Origin of the sequence: Streptomyces rapamycinicus NRRL 5491 (assembly GCF_024298965.1) — a bacterium.
Taxonomy (GTDB): Bacteria; Actinomycetota; Actinomycetes; order Streptomycetales; family Streptomycetaceae; genus Streptomyces; species Streptomyces rapamycinicus.
In genome coordinates, this window is the sequence record NZ_CP085193.1 from 4,502,768 (window position 1) to 4,521,308 (window position 18,541).

The following is an 18,541-nucleotide window of genomic DNA, read 5'->3' on the forward strand; positions in this document are numbered from 1 at the left end:
CATAACATCGCCGCCTCCGGGTCGCGCTGCCCGGAGGCGATTCAATCAGGTCCGTCGGCGCTCGCGCAGGGCGGACGAAAAGACCTTGTCATGATCGGCAAAGACACGGACGGCCCGAGACCGGGCGCCCTGATCGCCGTCGTATTGCTTCCGCGCTACTTCCGTACCGCTTCCGCGCTACTTCGGGGGCGCGCTGACCCCGAGGTACGGCGAGCCGCCCGGCGCGGGCCCGGACGGGACCTCCAGCTGGGTCGGCCGGGGGGCCGGGGGCGTGGAGTTCGACGTCCGCAGCAGCTCCGTGACCGACAGAATCGGCTGTATCAACGGATTCAGCGCCGCCGCGGGCTGGCGCAGGGACGGTGGGTACGAGGTGGCCGTCGGGGACGGGGCGACCGTGCTGGTGTCCGTGGTGGTGCCCGTGGTGGCCAGCAGGCCCACCTCCTGGCGGGTGCGCTCCCGCACGCCCGCGTTCACGGCGGTGTCGGCGACCGGGGAGACCGCGGTGTCGGCGCCGTCGGCCGAATTGCCAGGGGGGTCGACCGCCGCGTCCAGCGGCAGGGCCGCGCCGAGCGCGAAGGCCGCCAGGGAGACCGCTCCGGCCGCCGCGAAGGCGAACCTGCGGCGCGGGGCGGGGCGCTCGACCTCATGGATCCGGAAGCCGCGCTGACGCGAGGCACGGGCCGACGCCGCCGGTGCGATCGCGGTGCCCGGGGGCATCGCGGGCACGAAGGCGAACGCCCGCTCCCGTCTCTCCTCCGGCTCCCGCACATCGCGCAGCTCGCGCACGTCCCGCGAGCCGCCCCGCAGATCGCGCGGGCCGAAGACGCCCGAGCCCCCGAAGGGGGAGCCGCCCATGCCGTCCATACCGTCATCGCCGCCCGTGGCCGGCAGGCCCTGGAGACGGGCCAGAAAGCCCTCCGACGGTGCCGGGGGCGCCGTCTGGGCGAACACGTTTTTCAGCCGACGCTGAGCATCGGCCTCCGCCTTGCACTTGCAGCAGGTGGCGAGGTGGGCGAGGACGCGCTCGCGCGCGTCATGCCCCAGCTCACCGTCGACCAGAGCCGCAAGGCGGTCGCCGAGATGCTGCTCGGCGGGGGACGGACCGCCTGATCGGGTCACGCGATTCCGACCTCCCCGCTCAGCCGGGGGGCCGTGACACCCGGCGCCACCGCGGCGACCTCATGCTGCTGCCCGGTCCGCGCCGCGGGGGCGCGGTGCTGCAGCGCCTTGCGCAGATGCGAGCGGCCGCGGTGGATGCGGCTGCGCACGGTGCCCAGCTTGACGCCCAGGGTGGCCGCGATCTCCTCGTACGACAGCCCTTCGATGTCACAGAGCACCACGGCGGCACGGAACTCCGGGGCGAGGGTGTCCAGCGCCTGCTGCACATCCGCGTCGAAGTGGGTGTCGTTGAAGTGCTGCTGGGGAGAGGGCTCGCGGCTGGGGAGCCGCTCCGCCGCGTCCTCGCCGAGCGCGTCGAAGCGGATGCGCTGCCGACGGCGGACCATGTCGAGGAAGAGATTGGTGGTGATGCGGTGCAGCCAGCCCTCGAAGGTGCCCGGGGTGTACGTCGACAGCGAGCGGAAGACGCGGACGAACACTTCCTGGGTGAGATCCTCGGCATCGTGCTGGTTACCGGTGAGCCGGTAGGCGAGGCGGTAGACCCGTGCGCTATGAGTGCTGACGATCTCCTCCCAGGTAGGAGGCGTCCACGCCGCGTCCGCATCCGTGGCGAAGGTCGCGGTGGTGGCGGACTCGGCGTGGGGCGCACCTCCCGTGCCCTTCGGGCTACGGGGGTGAGAACGGTCAGCGGTGTTGGTCACGGATTTCGGCTCGCCCACTGACCTGCGAAAGCGCTTCAGCACTCTCCGGTCACCGGCCGCAGCCGCACCTCCCCTGTCGGCTCTGGTGGTGTCCAGTAGAGCCCCTACCATATCCACCTCGCCCGTTAGCTCCGGATAAGCATTTTTGACCTGCATTTGGTCGTGATCCATACGGTCCCCCCGGCTTCTACAACGCCTGGTCCCATCTGCGGGTTCCCGTGCGCAGCGGATACAGTCACCGTTGCGCCAACTACGGGGACAGGAGAGGGTCATTACCGGCAACCGGCAGACGAGCTGGGCGTTCGCCGACGCGTTCGTCGCCGAGGACGAAGCCCTTCACTGGGCCCGTGACCGGGCCCGGGAAGCAGGGCTGCGCTCGGTGTCGGCGGGCACCGGCGCCGCGCTGCGGCTGCTCGCTGCCACCGCCGATGCCAAGGTCGTCGCCGAGATCGGCACCGGGACCGGCGTCTCCGGGATCCACTTGCTGCGCGGAATGCGCCCGGACGGCGTGCTGACCACCGTGGACACCGAACCGGAGATGCAGCAGTTCGCCCGGCAGGCGTTCCGCACCGCCGGATTCACCGGGAACCGGGCGCGCTTCATCCCCGGCCGCGCCCTCGACGTACTGCCCCGGCTGGCCGACGGCGGATACGACCTGGTCTTCTGCGACGGCGACCGGCTGGAGTGCCTGGACTACCTAGCCGAATCGTTGCGGCTGCTGCGGCCCGGCGGGCTGGTCTGCTTCGAGGGGGTCTTCACCAACGGGCGGACCGTGGACTCCGCGGCACAGCCCACGGAGGTGCTGCGGGTGCGCGAGCTGCTGCGGACCGTACGGGAGTCCACCGTGCTCCAGTCGTCCCTGCTGCCGGTCGGCGACGGCCTGCTCTGCGCGGTCAAGCGGGGCTGAACCCCACGGCCGGACGGGGCTGAACCCTCACGGCCGGAACGGCCGGGAAGAACCGGAACAACCGGAACAGCCCGAACGGCCAGGAACGGCCCGAACGCCCGGGAACAGCCCCAATGGTCGGCAGCGGCCGTCCGCCGCCTCCGGCCGGACCCCCGTACGAGCGCTGCCCCGGCGGCCGGTACTTGAGGTACCGGCCGCCGGGGCAGCGCGCGGGTGATGGTGGGCCGCAAGCCGTCAGCCGACAACCTTCTTCAGGGCATCGCCGAGGGCGTCGGCCTCGTCCGGTGTCAGCTCGACGACGAGCCGACCGCCGCCTTCGAGCGGAACGCGCATGACGATGCCCCGCCCCTCCTTGGTCACCTCGAGCGGGCCGTCGCCCGTCCGCGGCTTCATGGCCGCCATGCTCGTTCCCCTTCCTGAAACCAGCTCATCGCAGCCGACAACCCAGGTGTCACCGGCATCGAACACGTTGCTTCCCCCTCATTATCCCGCATGGCACGACCCGATGACCAACATCGGTCGGCAACGCCTGTGCGAGGCGTTCCCCCAAAACCACTCAATTCGGGGAGGGGATCGCGGTAGCGTACGCCCGCCGTCACCGAACGAAGGGTCGGTTCTTTGACGCAGGTCACATGTCGGTCGGTCATGATCTCCGGCATGCTGTGCGCTGACCGCCGCGGCGGGCTCCCTTCCGGGCCCGCCGACGCGGCCGCAGCCCGAGCCGCCCACCCGCCTCGCCCACCGCCGGAGGACCGCCATGGCCGACGCCGTGCTCTACGACCTCACCGAGGGTCTCGCGACGATCACGCTGAATCGTGCCGACGCGATGAACGCCCTGAACATCGACACCAAGGAGGCGCTGCGCGACGCGCTGTTGCAGGCCGCGGAGAGCCCGGCGGTACGGGCCGTGCTGCTCACCGGCTCCGGGCCGCGCGCCTTCTGCGTCGGCCAGGACCTCAAGGAGCACATCGGACTGCTGGCCGCCGACCGCGACGGCGGCGGCGAGGGCTCGACCATGAGCACGGTGGCGCTGCACTACAACCCGATCGTCACCGCGATCGCCGGGATGCCGAAGCCCGTGGTCGCCGCGGTCAACGGCGTCGCGGCGGGCGCCGGGGCGGGCTTCGCCTTCGCCGCCGACTACCGGATCGTCGCCGACACCGCCTCCTTCAACACCTCCTTCGCCGGGGTCGCGCTGACCGCCGACTCGGGGGTTTCCTGGACCCTTCAGCGGCTGATCGGCTACGGCCGGGCGGCTGATCTCCTGCTCTTCCCGCGCACCATCGACGCCCAGGAGGCGCTCGGCCTGGGCATCGCCCACCGGGTGGTCCCGGCGGCCGAGCTGGCCTCCGAGGCGGCGGCGGTCGCCCGGCGGCTGGCCGAGGGACCCACCGCGGCCTATGCGGCGATCAAGGAGTCCCTGGCCTTCGCCGCGGGCCACACCCTCACCGAGGCCCTGGCCATGGAGGACGAGTTGCAGCGCCGCGCGGGGGCCTCGGACGACCACGCCATCGCGGTGAACGCGTTCGTGAACAAGGAGAAGCCGAGGTTCACCGGCCGCTGACGGGAGCCGGCCCCGGCCGCCGACGGCCGGGGCGCTCAGACCGCGTCGCGGATGTGGCAGTCGGCCAGATGGTCGTTGACCAGGCCGCATGCCTGCATCAGCGCGTACGCCGTGGTGGGGCCGACGAAGCGGAAGCCGTGCTTCTTGAGGTCGCGGCTGAGGGCCGTGGACTCCGGGGTGATCGCGGGGACATCGGCGAAGGTCCGCGGCACCGGGCGGCCGTCGGAGGCCGGGGCGTGGGACCAGATCAGCTCGCTCAGCTCACCGGGGGCCAGGGCCGCCGCGGCCCGGGCGTTGGCGATCGTGGCGGCGATCTTGGCGCGGTTGCGGATGATGCCGGGGTCGGCGAGCAGCCGCTCCTGGTCGGCCTCGGTGAACTCCGCGACCTTCTTGATCGAGAAGTCGGCGAAGGCGGCCCGGAACCCCTCCCGGCGGCGCAGGATCGTCAGCCAGGACAGCCCCGACTGGAACGCCTCCAGGGAGACCCGCTCGTAGAGCGCGTCATCGCCGTGGACCGGGCGGCCCCACTCCGTGTCGTGGTAGACGCGGTAGTCGGCCATGGACTCGCTCTCCAGGCCCCAGGGACAGCGCGGCAGACCGTCCGGACCCTCGACCACACCCTGCTCGCTCATGCGCCATGCCCTTCGTAACCGCGGCCCTCGAAGCCGTTCCCGTCGATACCGCGCCGCCCGAAGGCGTCGAAGCCCCTGCCCTCGAAATCGCCGTCCTCGAAGCCGCCGTCCTCGAAACCGCGCCGCTCCGGGCCCGCGCCCTCGAGGCCGCCCGGCCCGAAACCATGGTCGCTCTCCGGGGCCGACAGCGGATCGGGGCCGGGCCCGGAGGGCGACAAGGGCTTCGGACGCGGACCGGCGAGCGCCGTCTCCAGCTCGGCGATCCGGGCGTCGCGCTCGGCGAGCTCGGCGCCGAGGCGCCCCAGCACATCGTCCACGTCCGCCATCCGGTAGCCCCGCAGCGTCATGGGGAGCCGCAGCGACTCCACATCGGCGCGCGCCAGCGGCCGGTCGGCGGGCAGCGGATCGTCCAGCCGGTCCGGGGGCGCGTCGGTGAGCGGACCGTCACCGCCGCCGACGACGGCGAGCGTGACCCCGCCGACCACAACGACAAGCGCGATCAGCAAGAACAAGAACACGGTGATCGTCTCCCCGTCAGATGCATGGTTGAGTCTGTGTCCGTCGGCCTCGATAACTGTCTGCCCCGATCGTGCCATGCCCCTCGGACAGTTATCGTCGCTGCCCGCAACCTGGAAAGAAGACGTGAGGGAAGTTCGATGCTGCGGCTGGGACGACGTGAGTTCGGCGAGAACGACCGGGTGATCATGGCGATCGTGAACCGGACACCGGATTCCTTCTACGACCAGGGTGCGACCTTCCGCGACGAGCCCGCCCTGACCCGGGTGGAGCAGGCGGTCGCGGACGGCGCCGCGATCATCGACGTCGGCGGCGTCAAGGCCGGCCCGGGCGACGAGGTGAGCGCCGAGGAGGAGGCGCGCCGCACGGTGGGCTTCGTGGCCGAGGTGCGCAGGCGCCATCCGGACGTGGTGATCAGCGTGGACACCTGGCGCCATGAGGTCGGCGAGGCGGTCTGCGCCGCGGGCGCGGATGTGCTCAACGACGCCTGGGGCGGGGTCGACCCCAAGCTGGCCGAGGTCGCCGCCCGCTACGGCGCCGGGCTGGTGTGCACCCACGCGGGCGGGGCCCGGCCGCGCACCCGCCCGCACCGGATCGGCTACGACGATGTGGTGGAGGACATCCTGCGGGTCACCCTGGAGCTCGCGGAGCGCGCCGTCGAGCTGGGGGTGCGGCGCGACGGGATCATGATCGACCCGGGCCATGACTTCGGTAAGAACACCCGCCACTCACTGGAGGCGACGCGCCGGCTGGGCGAGCTGACGGAGACCGGCTGGCCCGTCCTGGTCTCGCTGTCCAACAAGGACTTCGTCGGCGAGAGCCTGGACCGCCCGGTCAAGGAGCGGCTGATCGGCACGCTCGCGACGACCGCCGTATCGGCCTGGCTGGGGGCCCGGATCTACCGGGTGCACGAGGTGGCGGAGACCCGTCAGGTGCTGGACATGGTGTCGTCCATCGCGGGCCACCGGCCCCCGGCGGTCGCCCGCCGGGGACTGGCCTGAGCGGCCCGCTGACGGAGACACCGTCAGGGGCCGGACTCCTTGGTCACCAGGTCGATCACCTCGTCGATGTCATCGGTGAGGTGGAACAGGTCCAGATCGTGCGGGGACGCCTTGCCCTCGGCGATGAGGGTGTTGGTGAGCCAGTCGACCAGGCCCTTCCAGTAGGCGCTGCCGAAGAGGACGATCGGGAAGCGGGTGACCTTCTTGGTCTGGACGAGGGTGAGCGCCTCGAAGCACTCGTCGAGCGTGCCGAGCCCGCCGGGCAGCACCACGAACCCCTGGGCGTACTTCACGAACATCGTTTTTCGCACGAAGAAGTAGCGGAAGTTGACCCCGATGTCGACGTACGGGTTCAGGCCCTGCTCGTACGGCAGCTCGATGCCCAGCCCGACCGAGACACCGCCCGCCTCGGTCGCACCGCGGTTGGCCGCCTCCATCGCGCCGGGGCCGCCGCCGGTGATCACCCCGAAGCCCGCCTCCGCGAGCGCCCGGCCGATCCGCACCCCCGCCTCGTACTCCGGGGACCCCTCGGGCGTACGGGCGGAACCGAACACGCTGATCGCCCGGCCCAGCTCCGCCAGGGTGCCGAAGCCCTCGACGAACTCCGACTGGATGCGCATCACCCGGAACGGGTCCTCGTGCACCCAGTGGGTGGCCCCCTGGGTGTCCAGGAGCCGCTGGTCGGTCGTCTCGGGTCGCATCTGATGGCGGCGGCGCACGACCGGGCCCAGACGCTGCTCCCGCAGCGCTCGCTCTTCTTCGGCGTTGCCCACTGAGTGCTCCCTTCGCCAAGACCAAGATCTGGTCAAAGATCTGTGCTTCAGGGTAGGCCCCTCGGACGGCATACAGCCGAAATCCGGGCCACGCTCACCCACCGAACCGCTGATCACACAGGTGCGCGAACCGCCGGTGCCGCTAGGCCCTGTCCGGCGGATCTTCGCGGGCCCGCGACGCCTGGCACGGCACCTCGCCGCGTTGTCGGGATCGTCCGAGTACGACCCGGTACGAGGACGACCCTCCGCCTTGCGATTCTCCCCCAGCTACCGCTGGGAGGTGCCCCCTGCACCAGACGCCGCGGGCTGATCCGCGAAGATCCACCGGACAGGGCCTAAGGGTGACGCCTGCGGCGGGCTTTCCCCTCCCCGCCCCTTCCCACAACTGGGGCTCCGCCCCAGACCCCGCTCCTCAAACGCCGGAGAGGCTGATTTCAGCCCGTCAGGGGTCTGGGGCGGAGCCCCATGGTTCGGGAAGGGGCGGGCAGGGGAACAGCCCGCCGCAGGCGGCACGGCCGGCCGGACACCCCCTAGCTGGTCAGCCAGGCCCGCAGGCGCTCCTCGGCCTCCAGGACGGCGGCGACCGGGACGTGCTCCTCGCGGGTGTGGGCCAGCTTCGGATCGCCGGGTCCGTAGTTCACGGCGGGCACGCCGAGCGCCGAGAAGCGGGCCACGTCGGTCCAGGCGTCCTTGGGCGCCACCTCCACCCCGAGCGTCGCCACGAGGGCGGCGGCCGACGGATGGGCGAGACCGGGCAGGGCGCCGGGCGCGCTGTCGGTGAGCTCGACCTCGAAGCCGGTGAAGACCTCGCGGACGTGCGCGAGCGCCTCGTCCTCGGAGCGGTCGGGGGCGAAGCGGAAGTTCACCGTCACCGTGCAGAAGTCGGGGATGACGTTGGTCGCGTGGCCACCCTCGATCGTCACGGCGTTGAGGCCCTCGCGGTAGGTGAGCCCGTCGATCTCCGCCCGCCGGGGCACATAGCAGGCCAGCCGGTCCAGGATCGGCGCGGCCTTGTGGATGGCGTTCTCGCCGAGCCAGCTGCGCGCGGAGTGGGCGCGCCGCCCCTGGGTGCTCACCCGTACCCGCAGCGTGCCCTGGCAGCCGCCCTCGACCTTGCCGTCGGTGGGCTCCAGCAGCACGGCGAAGTCCCCGGCCAGCCACTCGGGGTGGTTCCTGGCCAGCCGCCCCAGCCCGTTGAGCTCGGCGGCGACCTCCTCGTGGTCGTAGAAGACGAAGGTGAGGTCGCGGTTGGGTGCGGGCACGGTGGCGGCCATGCGCAGCTGTACGGCGACGCCGGACTTCATGTCGGAGGTGCCGCAGCCCCACAGCACGCCGTCGTCGTCGAGGCGCGAGGGCACGTTGTCGGCGATCGGCACGGTGTCCAGGTGGCCCGCCAGCACGACCCGCTCGTCCCGGCCCAGGTTCGTGCGGGCCACGACGGCGTCCCCGTCCCGGTCGACGGTCAGCTGGGGCAGGGCCCGCAGGGCCTGCTCCACGGCGTCGGCGAGCGCCTTCTCCTCACCGCTGACCGAGGGGAAGTCGACGAGCCGGGCGGTGAGCCGGGCCGCGTCCAGGGACAGGTCGAGTGCTGGGTGTGCCATACCCGCGACCCTAGCCGGTCGGCCCGCGCGCCCGGCGGCCCCGGCCCCCGGCCGCCGGGCGCGAACGTGGCGTTCCCCACCCCGCGCCCGGGAACCGGAAACAGGCCGCGTGAGGCTCCAGTACCGTGTGGCCCGTGCCCCTGTCCGTCTTCTCCCACCGCGCCCGTCTGCTGCGGGCCGCGGTCGCCTGTGCCGTACTGCTGGGCCTGGCCGGATATCTGGCGGCGCAGCTGGTGACGGGCGGTGTGGGACCGCCGCGCTGTGTCGTACGGGCGGGCGGTGTCCAGGTGCGGCTCTCCCCCGAACAGACCGTGAACGCCGCGACGATCGAGGCCGTGGCCGCCTCCCGCGGGCTGCCCGAGCGGGCCGTCACCATCGCGCTGGCCACCGCCCTCCAGGAGTCGGGGCTGCGCAACATCCGCCACGGCGACCGGGATTCACAGGGACTGTTCCAGCAACGCCCCTCCCAGGGCTGGGGAAGCGTGCGGCAGATCCGCGATCCGGTCTACGCCGCCGGGCAGTTCTACGACGACCTGGTGCGGATGCCCGGCTATTCGCGGCTGCCGCTGACGGTGGCGGCGCAGCGGGTGCAGCGCAGCGGCTTCCCGCAGGCGTACGCGAAGCACGAGACCGAAGCGGTGGTGCTGACCGGCGCGCTCACCGGGCGCTCCGGGGCGGCCCTCAGCTGTCCGGGGCCGCCGGACGACGGCGAGGCGGGCGATCCGGTGCGCGTACGGGCCGCGCTGAAGCGGGAGTTCGGCCCGGAGACGGAGGCGCGGCCGGCCCTGGCCGGGCACGGCGGCGGTCAGCAGGCCGCCCCCTCGCCGCACACGGTGCTGGTTCCGGTGCCCAAGGCGGCGGCCCCGGGACGCGCCGGGCAGCGCGGCTGGGAGATCGCGCACTGGGCGGTGGCCCACTCGGACGAGTTGCGCATCGAACGTGTCTCTTACGGCGAGCGCGAATGGAACGCGCGGAATTCCGGAGCGGGTTGGCGTCCGGCCAAGGGGATTTCCGGGGCGGAAGTACACATCGACACCATGCGATAGCGCATGGAATCACCGCAGTTCAGAGGGGCTGACGGTGGATTGCGTGGCACGTACGGCGGAATGGCCCGGACATATTACGCGCAGAAACGAATAATGCGACGCATTGCCAACTCTTTACCTGGGGGCACCGCAACCTTCGCGAGGTTCACGCGGTATTCACAGCGTCCGAATCGCCGGACACAGACGCCGATTGTCCCCTCGTCAAAGGAGCACCATGTCCCTCCCTCTCACCCGTCGGATCGCCCGCGCGGCGCTACTGGTCGCGGCGAGCGCGGCTCCCGTCGTCGGCGCCGCCGGCGCCGCGAGTGCGGCGGAGCCGGCCCAGCCGCAGGCCTCCAACCTGGGGCTGTCCTCGCTGGACGCCGCCTCGGTCGGTGAGGTCGCCGACGTCGCCTCGCAGCAGGTCGGGAGCACGGCGGGTGAAGTCAGCGGCAAGGCCGGCGGGACCGTCAAGGGGATCCTGCCCGGCAGGGCCCCGGCGAACGTGACCCCGGCCAAGCCCGCGAAGCCCGCCAAGCCCGCCGATTCCGCGAAGCCCGCGAAGCCCGCGAAGCCCGCGAAGCCCATCAAGGGCGTGAAGGCCGCCAAGTCCCACAAGGCCGCCAAGAGCACCCCGGTCAGGGCCGCCCATGCCAAGGCCGCCGGTAAGGGCGAGAGCCGGGCCCTCGGGCACGGGAAGGGCAAGGGCGGCGCCCACGCCAAGGGCAAGGCGGTGCGGCCCGCACAGCCCGCACCGGCCGCCCCGGCCGCCGCCCCGCAGGCCCCCGCGCCCAGCGCCCCGCAGGGCCCGGACCTCCCGGTCAAGGGCCTGCCGATCAAGGGCCTGCCGCTGCTCGGCTGATCGTCGGCCCGGACGTACGAAGGGGCCCGGGGAGTTCTCGAACTCCCCGGGCCCCTTCGGGTCCATCAGCCGCTACGAGAAGGTCCGGCGGATGCGGAGCTTTCCCCTACCCGCCCCTTCCCGAAACTGGGGCTCCGCCCCAGACCCCGGTCCGCAATCGCCGGACGGGCTGGAAAATCCAGCCCGTCCGGCGATTGAGGACACGCCCGAAGGGCGCCCGGGGCGGAGCCCCCTTCCAGCCCCTCCAGGGGGCGCCTCCCAGCGGTAGCTGGGGGAGTTTGAGGAGCGGGCTCCGGGGCGGAGCCCCGGCGGGGTCGGGGGCGCAGCCCCCGGTTCGGGAAGGGGCGGGTAGGGGAACAGCCCGCCGCAGGCGTCAAGGCCCATCGGGCACCCCCCAGTCGGCTTCAGCCCCTCAGCCCGCCAGTCGGCGGACCGCCGCTTCCACGCGCTCGTCGGTCGCCGTGAACGCGACCCGGACGTGCCGCTCCCCCGCCGCGCCGTAGAACTCGCCCGGGGCCACCAGGATGCCCAGTTCGGCGAGGGCGCCCACGGTGTCCCAGCAGGGCTCGTCCCGCGTCGCCCACAGGTACAGCGACGCCTCGCTGTGCTCGACGCGGAGGCCGTGGCCCGCCAGCGCCGACCGCAGCGCGGCCCGGCGCCGCTCGTAGCGCTCGCGCTGCTCCGTCACATGCTTGTCGTCGCCGAGCGCCGCGACCGTGGCGGCCTGCACCGGGGCGGGGACCATCATCCCGCCGTGCTTGCGGATCTTCAGCAGCTCGCCCAGCACCGCCTCGTCACCGGCGAGGAAGGCCGCCCGGTAGCCCGCCAGGTTGGACCGCTTGGAGAGCGAGTGGACCGCCACCAGCCCCTCGAAGGAGCCGCCGGAGATCTCCGGGTGGAGCACCGAGACCGGGTCCGCTTCCCAGCCCAGCTCCAGATAGCACTCGTCGCTGACCACCAGCACCCCGTGGGCGCGGGCCCAGGCGACCGCGGTGCGCAGTTCGTCCTGGGACAGCACCCGGCCGGTGGGGTTGGACGGGGAGTTGAGCCAGAGCAGCTTCAGCCCGGCCGGGTCGAGCTCCGTGCCCGTGGCGCCGGCCGCGAATGTCCGCTCGTCGTACGGCACCGGCTCGGCGCCCGCCAGCCGCGCGCCCACCTCGTACGTCGGGTAGGCGAGCCGCGGGAAGGCGACCCGGTCGCCGGGGCCCAGGCCCAGCTGCGCCGGCAGCGAGGCCACCAGCTCCTTGGAGCCGACCACCGGCAGCACCTGGGTGTGGGTCGCCCCGGCCGCGCCCAGCCGCCGCTCCACCCAGCCGGTGAGTGCGTCACGCAGCGCGGCCGTGCCCCAGACGGTCGGATAGCCGGGGCTGTCCGAGGCGTCGGCGAGCGCCGCGCGGATCAGCTCGGGGACCGGGTCGACGGGGGTGCCCACCGAGAGGTCGACAATGCCGTCGGGGTGGGCCGCGGCGGTCGCCTTGTACGGTTCGAGCCGGTCCCAGGGGAAGACCGGGAGACGGGCGGAGACGGGTGGCACGGGGTGGCTCGCTTTCTTCGGAACTGCCCGGGCCGGGGGAGCCCGGGAAAGCCGCGGAGCGCCGACACGGCCCGGGAAACAGCCCGGTCCCGCAGGCCACAAGGCCATACGGGACCGCCGACTGCTTCCGGGCGATGGCGCCGGGGCAGGGGTTTACTCGTCGTGCTCCTGCGGCGGAAGCGCGGCGATGAAGGGGTGGTCCCGCTCGATCAGGCCGAGCTTGCTCGCGCCACCGGGCGAACCGAGCTCGTCGAAGAACTCGACGTTCGCCTTGTAGTAGTCCTTCCACTCCTCCGGAGTGTCGTCCTCGTAGAAGATCGCCTCGACCGGGCAGACCGGCTCACAGGCCCCGCAGTCGACGCATTCGTCCGGGTGGATGTACAAGGACCGCTGGCCCTCGTAGATACAGTCGACGGGGCACTCCTCGATGCACGCCTTGTCCTTCAGGTCGACACAAGGCTGCGCGATGACGTAGGTCACGCTGTCGTTCCTCCTCGTTAGGGCTGCTATCGCGCGGGAGCGCGGCGTCGTCGATGCCCACACCTAGTATCTCCGTTCTTGGGCACCGAGCGCACATGAGGGGCTGACAGAGCTGTGGATTTCACCACTGGCGGACGTCTCGAAGTCCGGATCACCCCGGATGACGTGGGAAAACGCGTCTCGGTCAGGCTTCTGACCGAAGATCGTGAGCCCGGTGCCACCTTCACCGACGTGGTCGGGGTTCTCACATCGTGGACCGAGGGCGCGCTCTCCATCACCCGGCGTACCGGTGAGCCGGTGCGGATCGCCGAGTCGTCCCTGGTGGCGGGAAAGGTGGTGCCCGCCGCACCGGCCCGCCGCCGCGGCCCCGCGGCGAGCGCGCCCGAGCTGGACCGGGTCGCCGCCCGGGCCTGGCCGCCGGTGACCAGCGAACCACTGGGCGAATGGACGCTGCGCGCCTCCGGCGGATTCACCCGGCGCGCCAATTCGGTACTGCCCCTCGGCGACCCCGGGATGGGTCTCGACGCGGCGCTGCGCCGGGTGACCGAATGGTACGCGGCCCGGGGGCTGCCCGCGTACATCCAGGTCAGCACGGGCGCCGAGGGCACCCAGGAACTGCTCGCGGCGGAGCTGGAGAGCCGCGGCTGGCTACGGGAGGTCTCCTCGCGGATGGAGATCGCGGCGCTCGCCCCCATCGGGGACCTGGACGCCGACACCTCGGCGGTGACGCTCTCCGGCCGACTCGACGACGCCTGGCTGACCCGCTACCAGCGGTCGTCCGGCGAGCCCTCGCCCGAGGCGCGGACGGTGCTGTCCGGCGGCCCGTCGGTGTGGTTCGCGACCATAGCGGCGGAAGGGGGCGGCGCCCCGGCCGCGATCGGGCGCTGTGTGGTGGACGGCCGCTGGGCCGGGTTCACCGCCGTGGAGGTCGCCCCGGAGCGGCGGCGCCAGGGGCTGGCCAAGGCCGTGATGACGGCGCTGGCCCGCAAGGCGCTCGACGAGGGCGCCTCGGCCGCGTATCTCCAGGTGGAGACGGACAACGGCGGGGCGCACGCCCTCTACGAGGGCATGGGCTTCACCGTCCACCACGGCTATCATCACTGGCGCGCGTCCGGGGAGGATCCGCGCTGAGCAGGGTACGAGGCGGCTATGCCACGGATGAACGACGTCTCCCGCCGCCGCTGGTTCGCCGACGCGGCCCGCGAAGAGCGCCCCGATCTGGCGCTGCTGTGCCTGCTGGTGGGCATGGAGGCCGACCCCGGCCTGGACGAGACCGGAATCGACGAAGCGCAGATCGAGCTGGACCGGCTGGCCGGTCAGCTCCCCTTCTCCCCCGGCGGCCCCGAGGACTGGGCCGCCGCGCTGGCCCGCCTCCTCGGTGAGCGCCATGGCTTCCGGGGCGGCCCGGCCGACTACCGGCGGCTGCAGTCCTCGCTCCTCCACCAGGTGCTGCGGCGCCGCCGCGGGCTGCCGATCCTGCTGTCCGTGGTGTGGATGGAGGTGGCGCGACGGGCGGGCGCGCCGGTGTACGGGGTGGGGCTGCCGGGCCACTTCGTGGTCGGCTTCGGGGATCCTTACGGCGGCCATGTGCTGGCCAATCCGTTCGACGGCGGGCGGCCGCTGTCCGCCGAGGACGCGGCGACGCTGGTGTCGGGGGCCACGGGCGCCCCGCTGTCGCCGTCGATGCTGACCCCGGCCGGGCCGCTGGACATCGTGCTGCGGATCCTCAACAACATCCGCGCCTGGGCGTCCGCCCGCCCCGAGCGCACCGATGTCCGGCTCTGGGCACTGGAGCTGTCCCTGCTGCTGCCCAGCCATCCGGCCGAGTTGCGCTACGAGCGGGCGAAACTCCTCGTGGAGCGGGGCGAGTTCCTGACCGGCGCCAGGGAGCTGGAGGACTACGCGGAGATCGTGGCGGCGGTGGAGCCCGACGCCGCCGAGACGATACGCAGGCAGGCCCGCGCCGCCCGCGCGATGCTGAACTGAGCGCCCCGCCCGGCGCGGCCCCGCGCCCCCGTCCAGGGCTCGGTCGCTACAGCCACCCCTTGTCGCGGGCGATGCGGACGGCGTCGGCGCGGTTGCGGGCGGCGGTCTTCTGGATGGCCGTGGAGAGGTAGTTGCGGACCGTGCCCGCCGACAGGTTCAGGGCGCGGGCCAGCTCCGCGTTGGTCGAACCGTCCGCCGAGGCGCGCAGCACCTCGCGCTCCCGCGCGGTCAGCGGGCTGGCCCCGTCCACGAGCGCGGCGGCGGCCAGCGTGGGGTCGATCACCCGCTCCCCGCGCAGCACCCGCCGTATCGCGTCCGCGAGCTGCGCCGCCGGGGCGTCCTTGACCAGGAAGGCGTCGGCGCCGGACTCCATGGCGCGGCGCAGATAGCCGGGGCGGCCGAAGGTGGTCAGGATCACGATCCGGATCCCGGGCTCGGCCCGGTGCAGCGCGGCGGCGGCCTCGATCCCGCTCATACCGGGCATCTCGATGTCCAGCAGCGCCACATCGGGGCGATGGGTCCGGGTGGCGTCCACGACCTCGTCGCCGCGCGCCACCTGCGCGACGACCTCGATCTCGTCGTCGAGCCCGAGGAGCGCGGCCAGCGCCTCCCGCACCATGGACTGGTCCTCGGCCAGCAGTACCCGGATCACGCCCCGCAGCGTAGCCGCTCCCGTGGTGGCCAGGGCCCACCGGACCGCCCGCCCTCGCTACGGCGCGGCCTTCGAGGGCAACTCCACGCGGGCGCCGCGGGAGAGCGGGACCAGGGCCCGGAGGGTGAAGCCGCCGCGCTCGCCGGGGCCGGTCTCCAGGCGGCCGTCGGCCAGCTGGAGCCGCTCGGCCAGCCCGGTGAGCCCGTTGCCGTGCGGGCCGGTGGCGCCGCGGCCGTCGTCGGTGACGGTCAGGCGCAGCTCGTCGCCCGTCTCGTCGAGCGTCACCGCACAGCGCCGCGCCCCGCTGTGCCGCACCACATTGGTGACCGCCTCGCGCAGCGCCCAGGCCAGCGCCCCCTCCTGGTCGGGCGGGAGGTCGGGGTGGTGGATACCGGCCCGGCTCAGATCGGCGGCGATGCCCCCGGCGGCGAGGGCGGTACGGGCCCCGGCGACCTCGGCCTCCAGAGTGGGGCGGCGAAAGCCGCTGACCGCTTCCCTGACGTCCACCAGCGCCTGCCTGCTGACCCGCTCGATATCGGCCACCTGCCGCGCCGCCTGCTCGGGCTTGTCGGGCAGCATCCGGCCCGCCAGCTCGCTCTTGAGCGTGATCAGGGAGAGCGAGTGGCCCAGCAGATCGTGCAGATCGCGGGCGAGCCGCAGCCGCTCCTCGTTGGCGGCGAGCTGGGCCACGGTGGCGCGGGCGGCGCGCAGCGCCCGGGTGGTGCGGACCATCTGCCCCACCGCGCTCATCGCGAAGCCGCCGAGCAGCGAGGGGATGACCAGGGCGGACACCAGTCCGTGCGAGCCGCGCACCAGCACCCCGATACCCACCATGAACGCCGTGTTCAGCGGGATCGCCCAGCTCGACAGCCGCAGCGGCAGCACCGCCCCGAAGGCGACGGACACATAGACCGAGAGCACCAGCCAGGCGTCGCCCATGGTGAGGGTGAGCACGGCGGCGAGGACGCTGATCATGCCCAGCGCCCCCAGGACCGCGGCCCGGCTCAGCGCCCGCCCGGTGTGCCGGAAGACCAGCATCAGATAGACGGCGACGAAGACCAGCAGGCCGAGACCGCCGCACACGGTGGCCGGGGCGGTGTGGTGGCCGTCGGCCAGATCGCTCACCGGCGCGCCCATATAGGCCATCCAGATCCCGATCCACATCAGCTTGACCAGCGCCTGTTTGCGGTTCTCGGGGGGCTGCCCGATGGCGGCCACCCGGTCGTTCTCCTCGTCGTACGCCATCGCGTCGGCCCACCAGGTCAGCCGGCGGCGCCCGCCGGGGCGGACTTCCGGATCGCCGTCGGTCCACTCGGCCCGGTCAGCCATGGTTCTTCCCTCCTCGGATCCCGCCTCGGGCCACGCCCTCGGTCATGCCTTACGGGTGCGCTCACGCCTTACGGGTGCGCTCACTCCTTACGGCGTCCCTCACGCCTTGCGGGTGTCCTTGCGGTACAGCCACGCCGCACCGCCCGCGAAGACCACGAGGTAGCCGATGAGCAGCGCCACGTCCTTGGTGTGCGGGGCGCCGCCCAGCTCGATCGCCTGGCCGAGCGCGGTGTAGGCGTGGGTGGGCAGATAGTCGCCGATGTTCTCCAGCCACTGCGGATACGACGTGGTGGGCATCCACAGCCCGCCGAGGATCGAAAGACCGAAGTAGATGATCATCGTCAGCGGCCGTACCGCGTCGCCGCTCGCCAGATAGCCGATGGCCACCCCGAGCGCGGCGAAGACCAGGGAGCCCGCCCAGATGGCGCCGGTCAGCGCCGCCCACTCCCAGACGGCGTCCAGCCGTACGCCCTTGACGGCGGCGGCCACCACGAAGACGATCACGATCGAGGGCAGGGTGGCCACCGCGCCCACGGCGATCTTGGCCGCCACATAGCCGTGCCCGGGCAGCGGGGTGAGCCGCAACTGCCGGGTCCAGCCGCCCTCGCGCTCCTTGGCGATCCGCTCGCCGTTGCCCATCAGCCCGGCGGTCAGCGCTCCGAAGGAGGCCATCGCGACCATGTAGTAGAGCGGCATCGACAGCCGGGTGCCGGGCACGTGGTCGTGGGCGTCGGTGCTGCCCGCGATCAGCAGGAAGAGCACGGACGGATAGATGATCGTGAAGAACATGAACTTGCGATTGCGCAGGGTCCGCGCGATCTCCAGCTTGACCAGCGCCTTCATCGTGCGGACTCCTCAACTGTGGGCGCGGTGTCGCCGGCCAGGTCGGTGGCGGCGTCGGTGATGGCGAGGAACGCCTGCTCCAGGCCGAGGCCGGTGACCTCGAGCCCGTGCGGATAGAGCCCGAGCCCGTAGACCGCGTGGACGGTCGCGTCCGCGTCGGTGGACCGTATCCGTACGGTACGCCCCGAAATCTCGATCCCGGTCAGCGCGGGCAGGGCGCGCAGCGCCGGCTCGTCGACCGGCCCGTCCAGTTCGAAGGAGATCCGGCGGGCCCCGGCCATCGCCTTGATCTCGGCGGAGGAGCCGTCGGCCAGCACCCGGCCGCCGTGCAGCACGATCACCCGGTCGGCGATGGCGTCGGCCTCGTCGAGGTAGTGGGTGGCGAACAGGATGGTGCGGCCCTGCTTCGCCTGGTCCCGCATCGCGCCCCAGAAGGTCTGCCGGGACGAGACGTCCATACCGGTCGTGGGCTCGTCCAGCACGATCAGATCGGAGGCCCCGGCGGTCGCGAACGCGAAGCGCACCCGCTGCTCCTGGCCGCCGGAGAGCTTGTTCACCTTGCGGGAGGCGATCTCGGTGATCCCCGCCCGCTCCAGCACCTCGTCCACCGGATGGCCCTTGGGGTGCAGATCGCAGGCCAGCCCCACCAGCTCGCGGACCGTCACCTCCTCCATCAGAGCGCCGCTCTGGAGCATCGCGCCGACCCGGCCGCGGACGATGGCCTGGCGCGGGGTGGTGCCGAAGACCTCCACCCGGCCGGAGTCGGGGTGGCGCAGGCCGAGCAGCAGATCGAGGCTGGAGGACTTGCCGGCGCCGTTGGGGCCCAGCAGGGCGACGGTCTCCCCCGGATACAGGGTGAGATCGAGATCGGTCACGGCGCGCACACTGCCGTAGGCCTTGTTCACCTTCTCGAAGCGGACCACGGGCGGGGCGCCCGTGGTGGCGGCCCCGGCGCCGGGGGCGGAAACAGCGGTCGTTGCGGTCATGGCCATAAGACTGGCCGAGGGCGGGGCGTG

General features: G+C 72.6%; 20 protein-coding genes. 7 read left to right on the plus strand and 13 right to left on the minus strand.

Annotation, left to right across the window (positions count from 1 at the left end; all coding sequences use genetic code 11):
* Positions 1-177: 177 nt before the first annotated feature.
* Both LIV37_RS18395 and sigE read right to left on the minus strand, forming a co-directional pair.
* Positions 178-1,119, minus strand: a complete 942-nt coding sequence (locus LIV37_RS18395) for an anti-sigma factor family protein (RefSeq protein WP_121824785.1) — start codon at positions 1,117-1,119, stop codon at positions 178-180.
* Positions 1,116-1,931, minus strand: coding sequence for an RNA polymerase sigma factor SigE (gene sigE / locus LIV37_RS18400; RefSeq protein ID WP_121824784.1), 816 nt, complete (start codon positions 1,929-1,931; stop codon positions 1,116-1,118). The genes LIV37_RS18395 and sigE overlap by 4 nt, the downstream gene beginning before the upstream one ends.
* A 130-nt stretch (positions 1,932-2,061) precedes the next feature.
* Here sigE and LIV37_RS18405 point away from each other — a divergent pair, with 130 nt between their 5' ends.
* Positions 2,062-2,727: an O-methyltransferase gene (locus LIV37_RS18405; RefSeq protein ID WP_020868622.1), complete on the plus strand. Its 666-nt coding sequence runs from the start codon at positions 2,062-2,064 to the stop codon at positions 2,725-2,727.
* A gap of 234 nt (positions 2,728-2,961) precedes the next feature.
* Here LIV37_RS18405 and LIV37_RS18410 read toward each other — a convergent pair whose 3' ends face one another.
* Positions 2,962-3,129, minus strand: a complete 168-nt coding sequence (locus LIV37_RS18410) for a DUF3117 domain-containing protein (protein ID WP_003966491.1) — start codon at positions 3,127-3,129, stop codon at positions 2,962-2,964.
* Positions 3,130-3,484: 355 nt separating this feature from the next.
* Here LIV37_RS18410 and chcB point away from each other — a divergent pair, with 355 nt between their 5' ends.
* Positions 3,485-4,291, plus strand: a complete 807-nt coding sequence (gene chcB, locus LIV37_RS18415; protein WP_020868623.1) for a 2-cyclohexenylcarbonyl CoA isomerase — start codon at positions 3,485-3,487, stop codon at positions 4,289-4,291.
* A 35-nt stretch (positions 4,292-4,326) separates the two neighbouring features.
* Here the strand turns inward: chcB and LIV37_RS18420 are convergent, their stop codons facing one another.
* Positions 4,327-4,923: a DNA-3-methyladenine glycosylase I gene (locus tag LIV37_RS18420; protein ID WP_020868624.1), complete on the minus strand. Its 597-nt coding sequence runs from the start codon at positions 4,921-4,923 to the stop codon at positions 4,327-4,329.
* On the minus strand, positions 4,920-5,441 hold the full coding sequence (locus LIV37_RS18425; RefSeq protein WP_020868625.1) for a DivIVA domain-containing protein: 522 nt from the start codon (positions 5,439-5,441) through the stop codon (positions 4,920-4,922). The genes LIV37_RS18420 and LIV37_RS18425 overlap by 4 nt, the downstream gene beginning before the upstream one ends.
* A gap of 138 nt (positions 5,442-5,579) precedes the next feature.
* Between LIV37_RS18425 and folP the strand changes: the two genes are divergently transcribed.
* Positions 5,580-6,440 carry a dihydropteroate synthase gene (folP, locus tag LIV37_RS18430; RefSeq protein WP_020868626.1) on the plus strand — a complete coding sequence of 287 codons (861 nt, stop codon included), beginning with the start codon at positions 5,580-5,582 and terminating at the stop codon, positions 6,438-6,440.
* 23 nt (positions 6,441-6,463) lie between these two features.
* Here folP and LIV37_RS18435 read toward each other — a convergent pair whose 3' ends face one another.
* Together LIV37_RS18435 and dapE are read right to left on the minus strand one after the other, a co-directional pair.
* Positions 6,464-7,213, minus strand: coding sequence for an LOG family protein (locus LIV37_RS18435; RefSeq protein ID WP_020868627.1), 750 nt, complete (start codon positions 7,211-7,213; stop codon positions 6,464-6,466).
* Positions 7,214-7,743: 530 nt separating this feature from the next.
* A complete protein-coding gene (gene dapE / locus LIV37_RS18440) occupies positions 7,744-8,814 on the minus strand; it encodes a succinyl-diaminopimelate desuccinylase (protein ID WP_020868628.1) in 1,071 nt (356 codons plus the stop codon).
* A gap of 125 nt (positions 8,815-8,939) precedes the next feature.
* On the opposite strand from dapE, the gene LIV37_RS18445 reads away from it, so the two are divergent.
* Positions 8,940-9,860 (plus strand): VldE C-terminal domain-containing protein, encoded by a 921-nt coding sequence (locus LIV37_RS18445; protein ID WP_121824782.1) that lies wholly within the window; start codon positions 8,940-8,942, stop codon positions 9,858-9,860.
* A gap of 214 nt (positions 9,861-10,074) precedes the next feature.
* Positions 10,075-10,701 (plus strand): hypothetical protein, encoded by a 627-nt coding sequence (locus LIV37_RS52590; RefSeq protein ID WP_020868630.1) that lies wholly within the window; start codon positions 10,075-10,077, stop codon positions 10,699-10,701.
* 412 nt (positions 10,702-11,113) lie between these two features.
* Here LIV37_RS52590 and dapC read toward each other — a convergent pair whose 3' ends face one another.
* Together dapC and fdxA are read right to left on the minus strand one after the other, a co-directional pair.
* Positions 11,114-12,235, minus strand: coding sequence for a succinyldiaminopimelate transaminase (gene dapC, locus LIV37_RS18455; protein WP_020868631.1), 1,122 nt, complete (start codon positions 12,233-12,235; stop codon positions 11,114-11,116).
* Between the two features lie 153 nt (positions 12,236-12,388).
* Positions 12,389-12,715 (minus strand): ferredoxin, encoded by a 327-nt coding sequence (fdxA, locus tag LIV37_RS18460; protein WP_014054705.1) that lies wholly within the window; start codon positions 12,713-12,715, stop codon positions 12,389-12,391.
* A gap of 114 nt (positions 12,716-12,829) precedes the next feature.
* On the opposite strand from fdxA, the gene LIV37_RS18465 reads away from it, so the two are divergent.
* A complete protein-coding gene (locus LIV37_RS18465; RefSeq protein ID WP_020868632.1) occupies positions 12,830-13,846 on the plus strand; it encodes a GNAT family N-acetyltransferase in 1,017 nt (338 codons plus the stop codon).
* A gap of 18 nt (positions 13,847-13,864) precedes the next feature.
* A complete protein-coding gene (locus tag LIV37_RS18470) occupies positions 13,865-14,701 on the plus strand; it encodes a transglutaminase-like domain-containing protein (protein ID WP_020868633.1) in 837 nt (278 codons plus the stop codon).
* A gap of 46 nt (positions 14,702-14,747) precedes the next feature.
* Here LIV37_RS18470 and LIV37_RS18475 read toward each other — a convergent pair whose 3' ends face one another.
* The 4 genes from LIV37_RS18475 to LIV37_RS18490 form a co-directional block, all read right to left on the minus strand.
* On the minus strand, positions 14,748-15,320 hold the full coding sequence (locus LIV37_RS18475; protein ID WP_373920776.1) for a response regulator transcription factor: 573 nt from the start codon (positions 15,318-15,320) through the stop codon (positions 14,748-14,750).
* A gap of 90 nt (positions 15,321-15,410) precedes the next feature.
* Entirely contained in the window at positions 15,411-16,682 is a 1,272-nt protein-coding gene (locus LIV37_RS18480; protein ID WP_020868635.1) for a sensor histidine kinase, read from the minus strand.
* A 99-nt stretch (positions 16,683-16,781) separates the two neighbouring features.
* Positions 16,782-17,525: an ABC transporter permease gene (locus LIV37_RS18485; RefSeq protein WP_020868636.1), complete on the minus strand. Its 744-nt coding sequence runs from the start codon at positions 17,523-17,525 to the stop codon at positions 16,782-16,784.
* Positions 17,522-18,511: an ABC transporter ATP-binding protein gene (locus tag LIV37_RS18490; protein ID WP_185057975.1), complete on the minus strand. Its 990-nt coding sequence runs from the start codon at positions 18,509-18,511 to the stop codon at positions 17,522-17,524. Before LIV37_RS18490 ends, LIV37_RS18485 begins: the two co-directional genes overlap by 4 nt.
* Positions 18,512-18,541 lie beyond the last annotated feature (30 nt).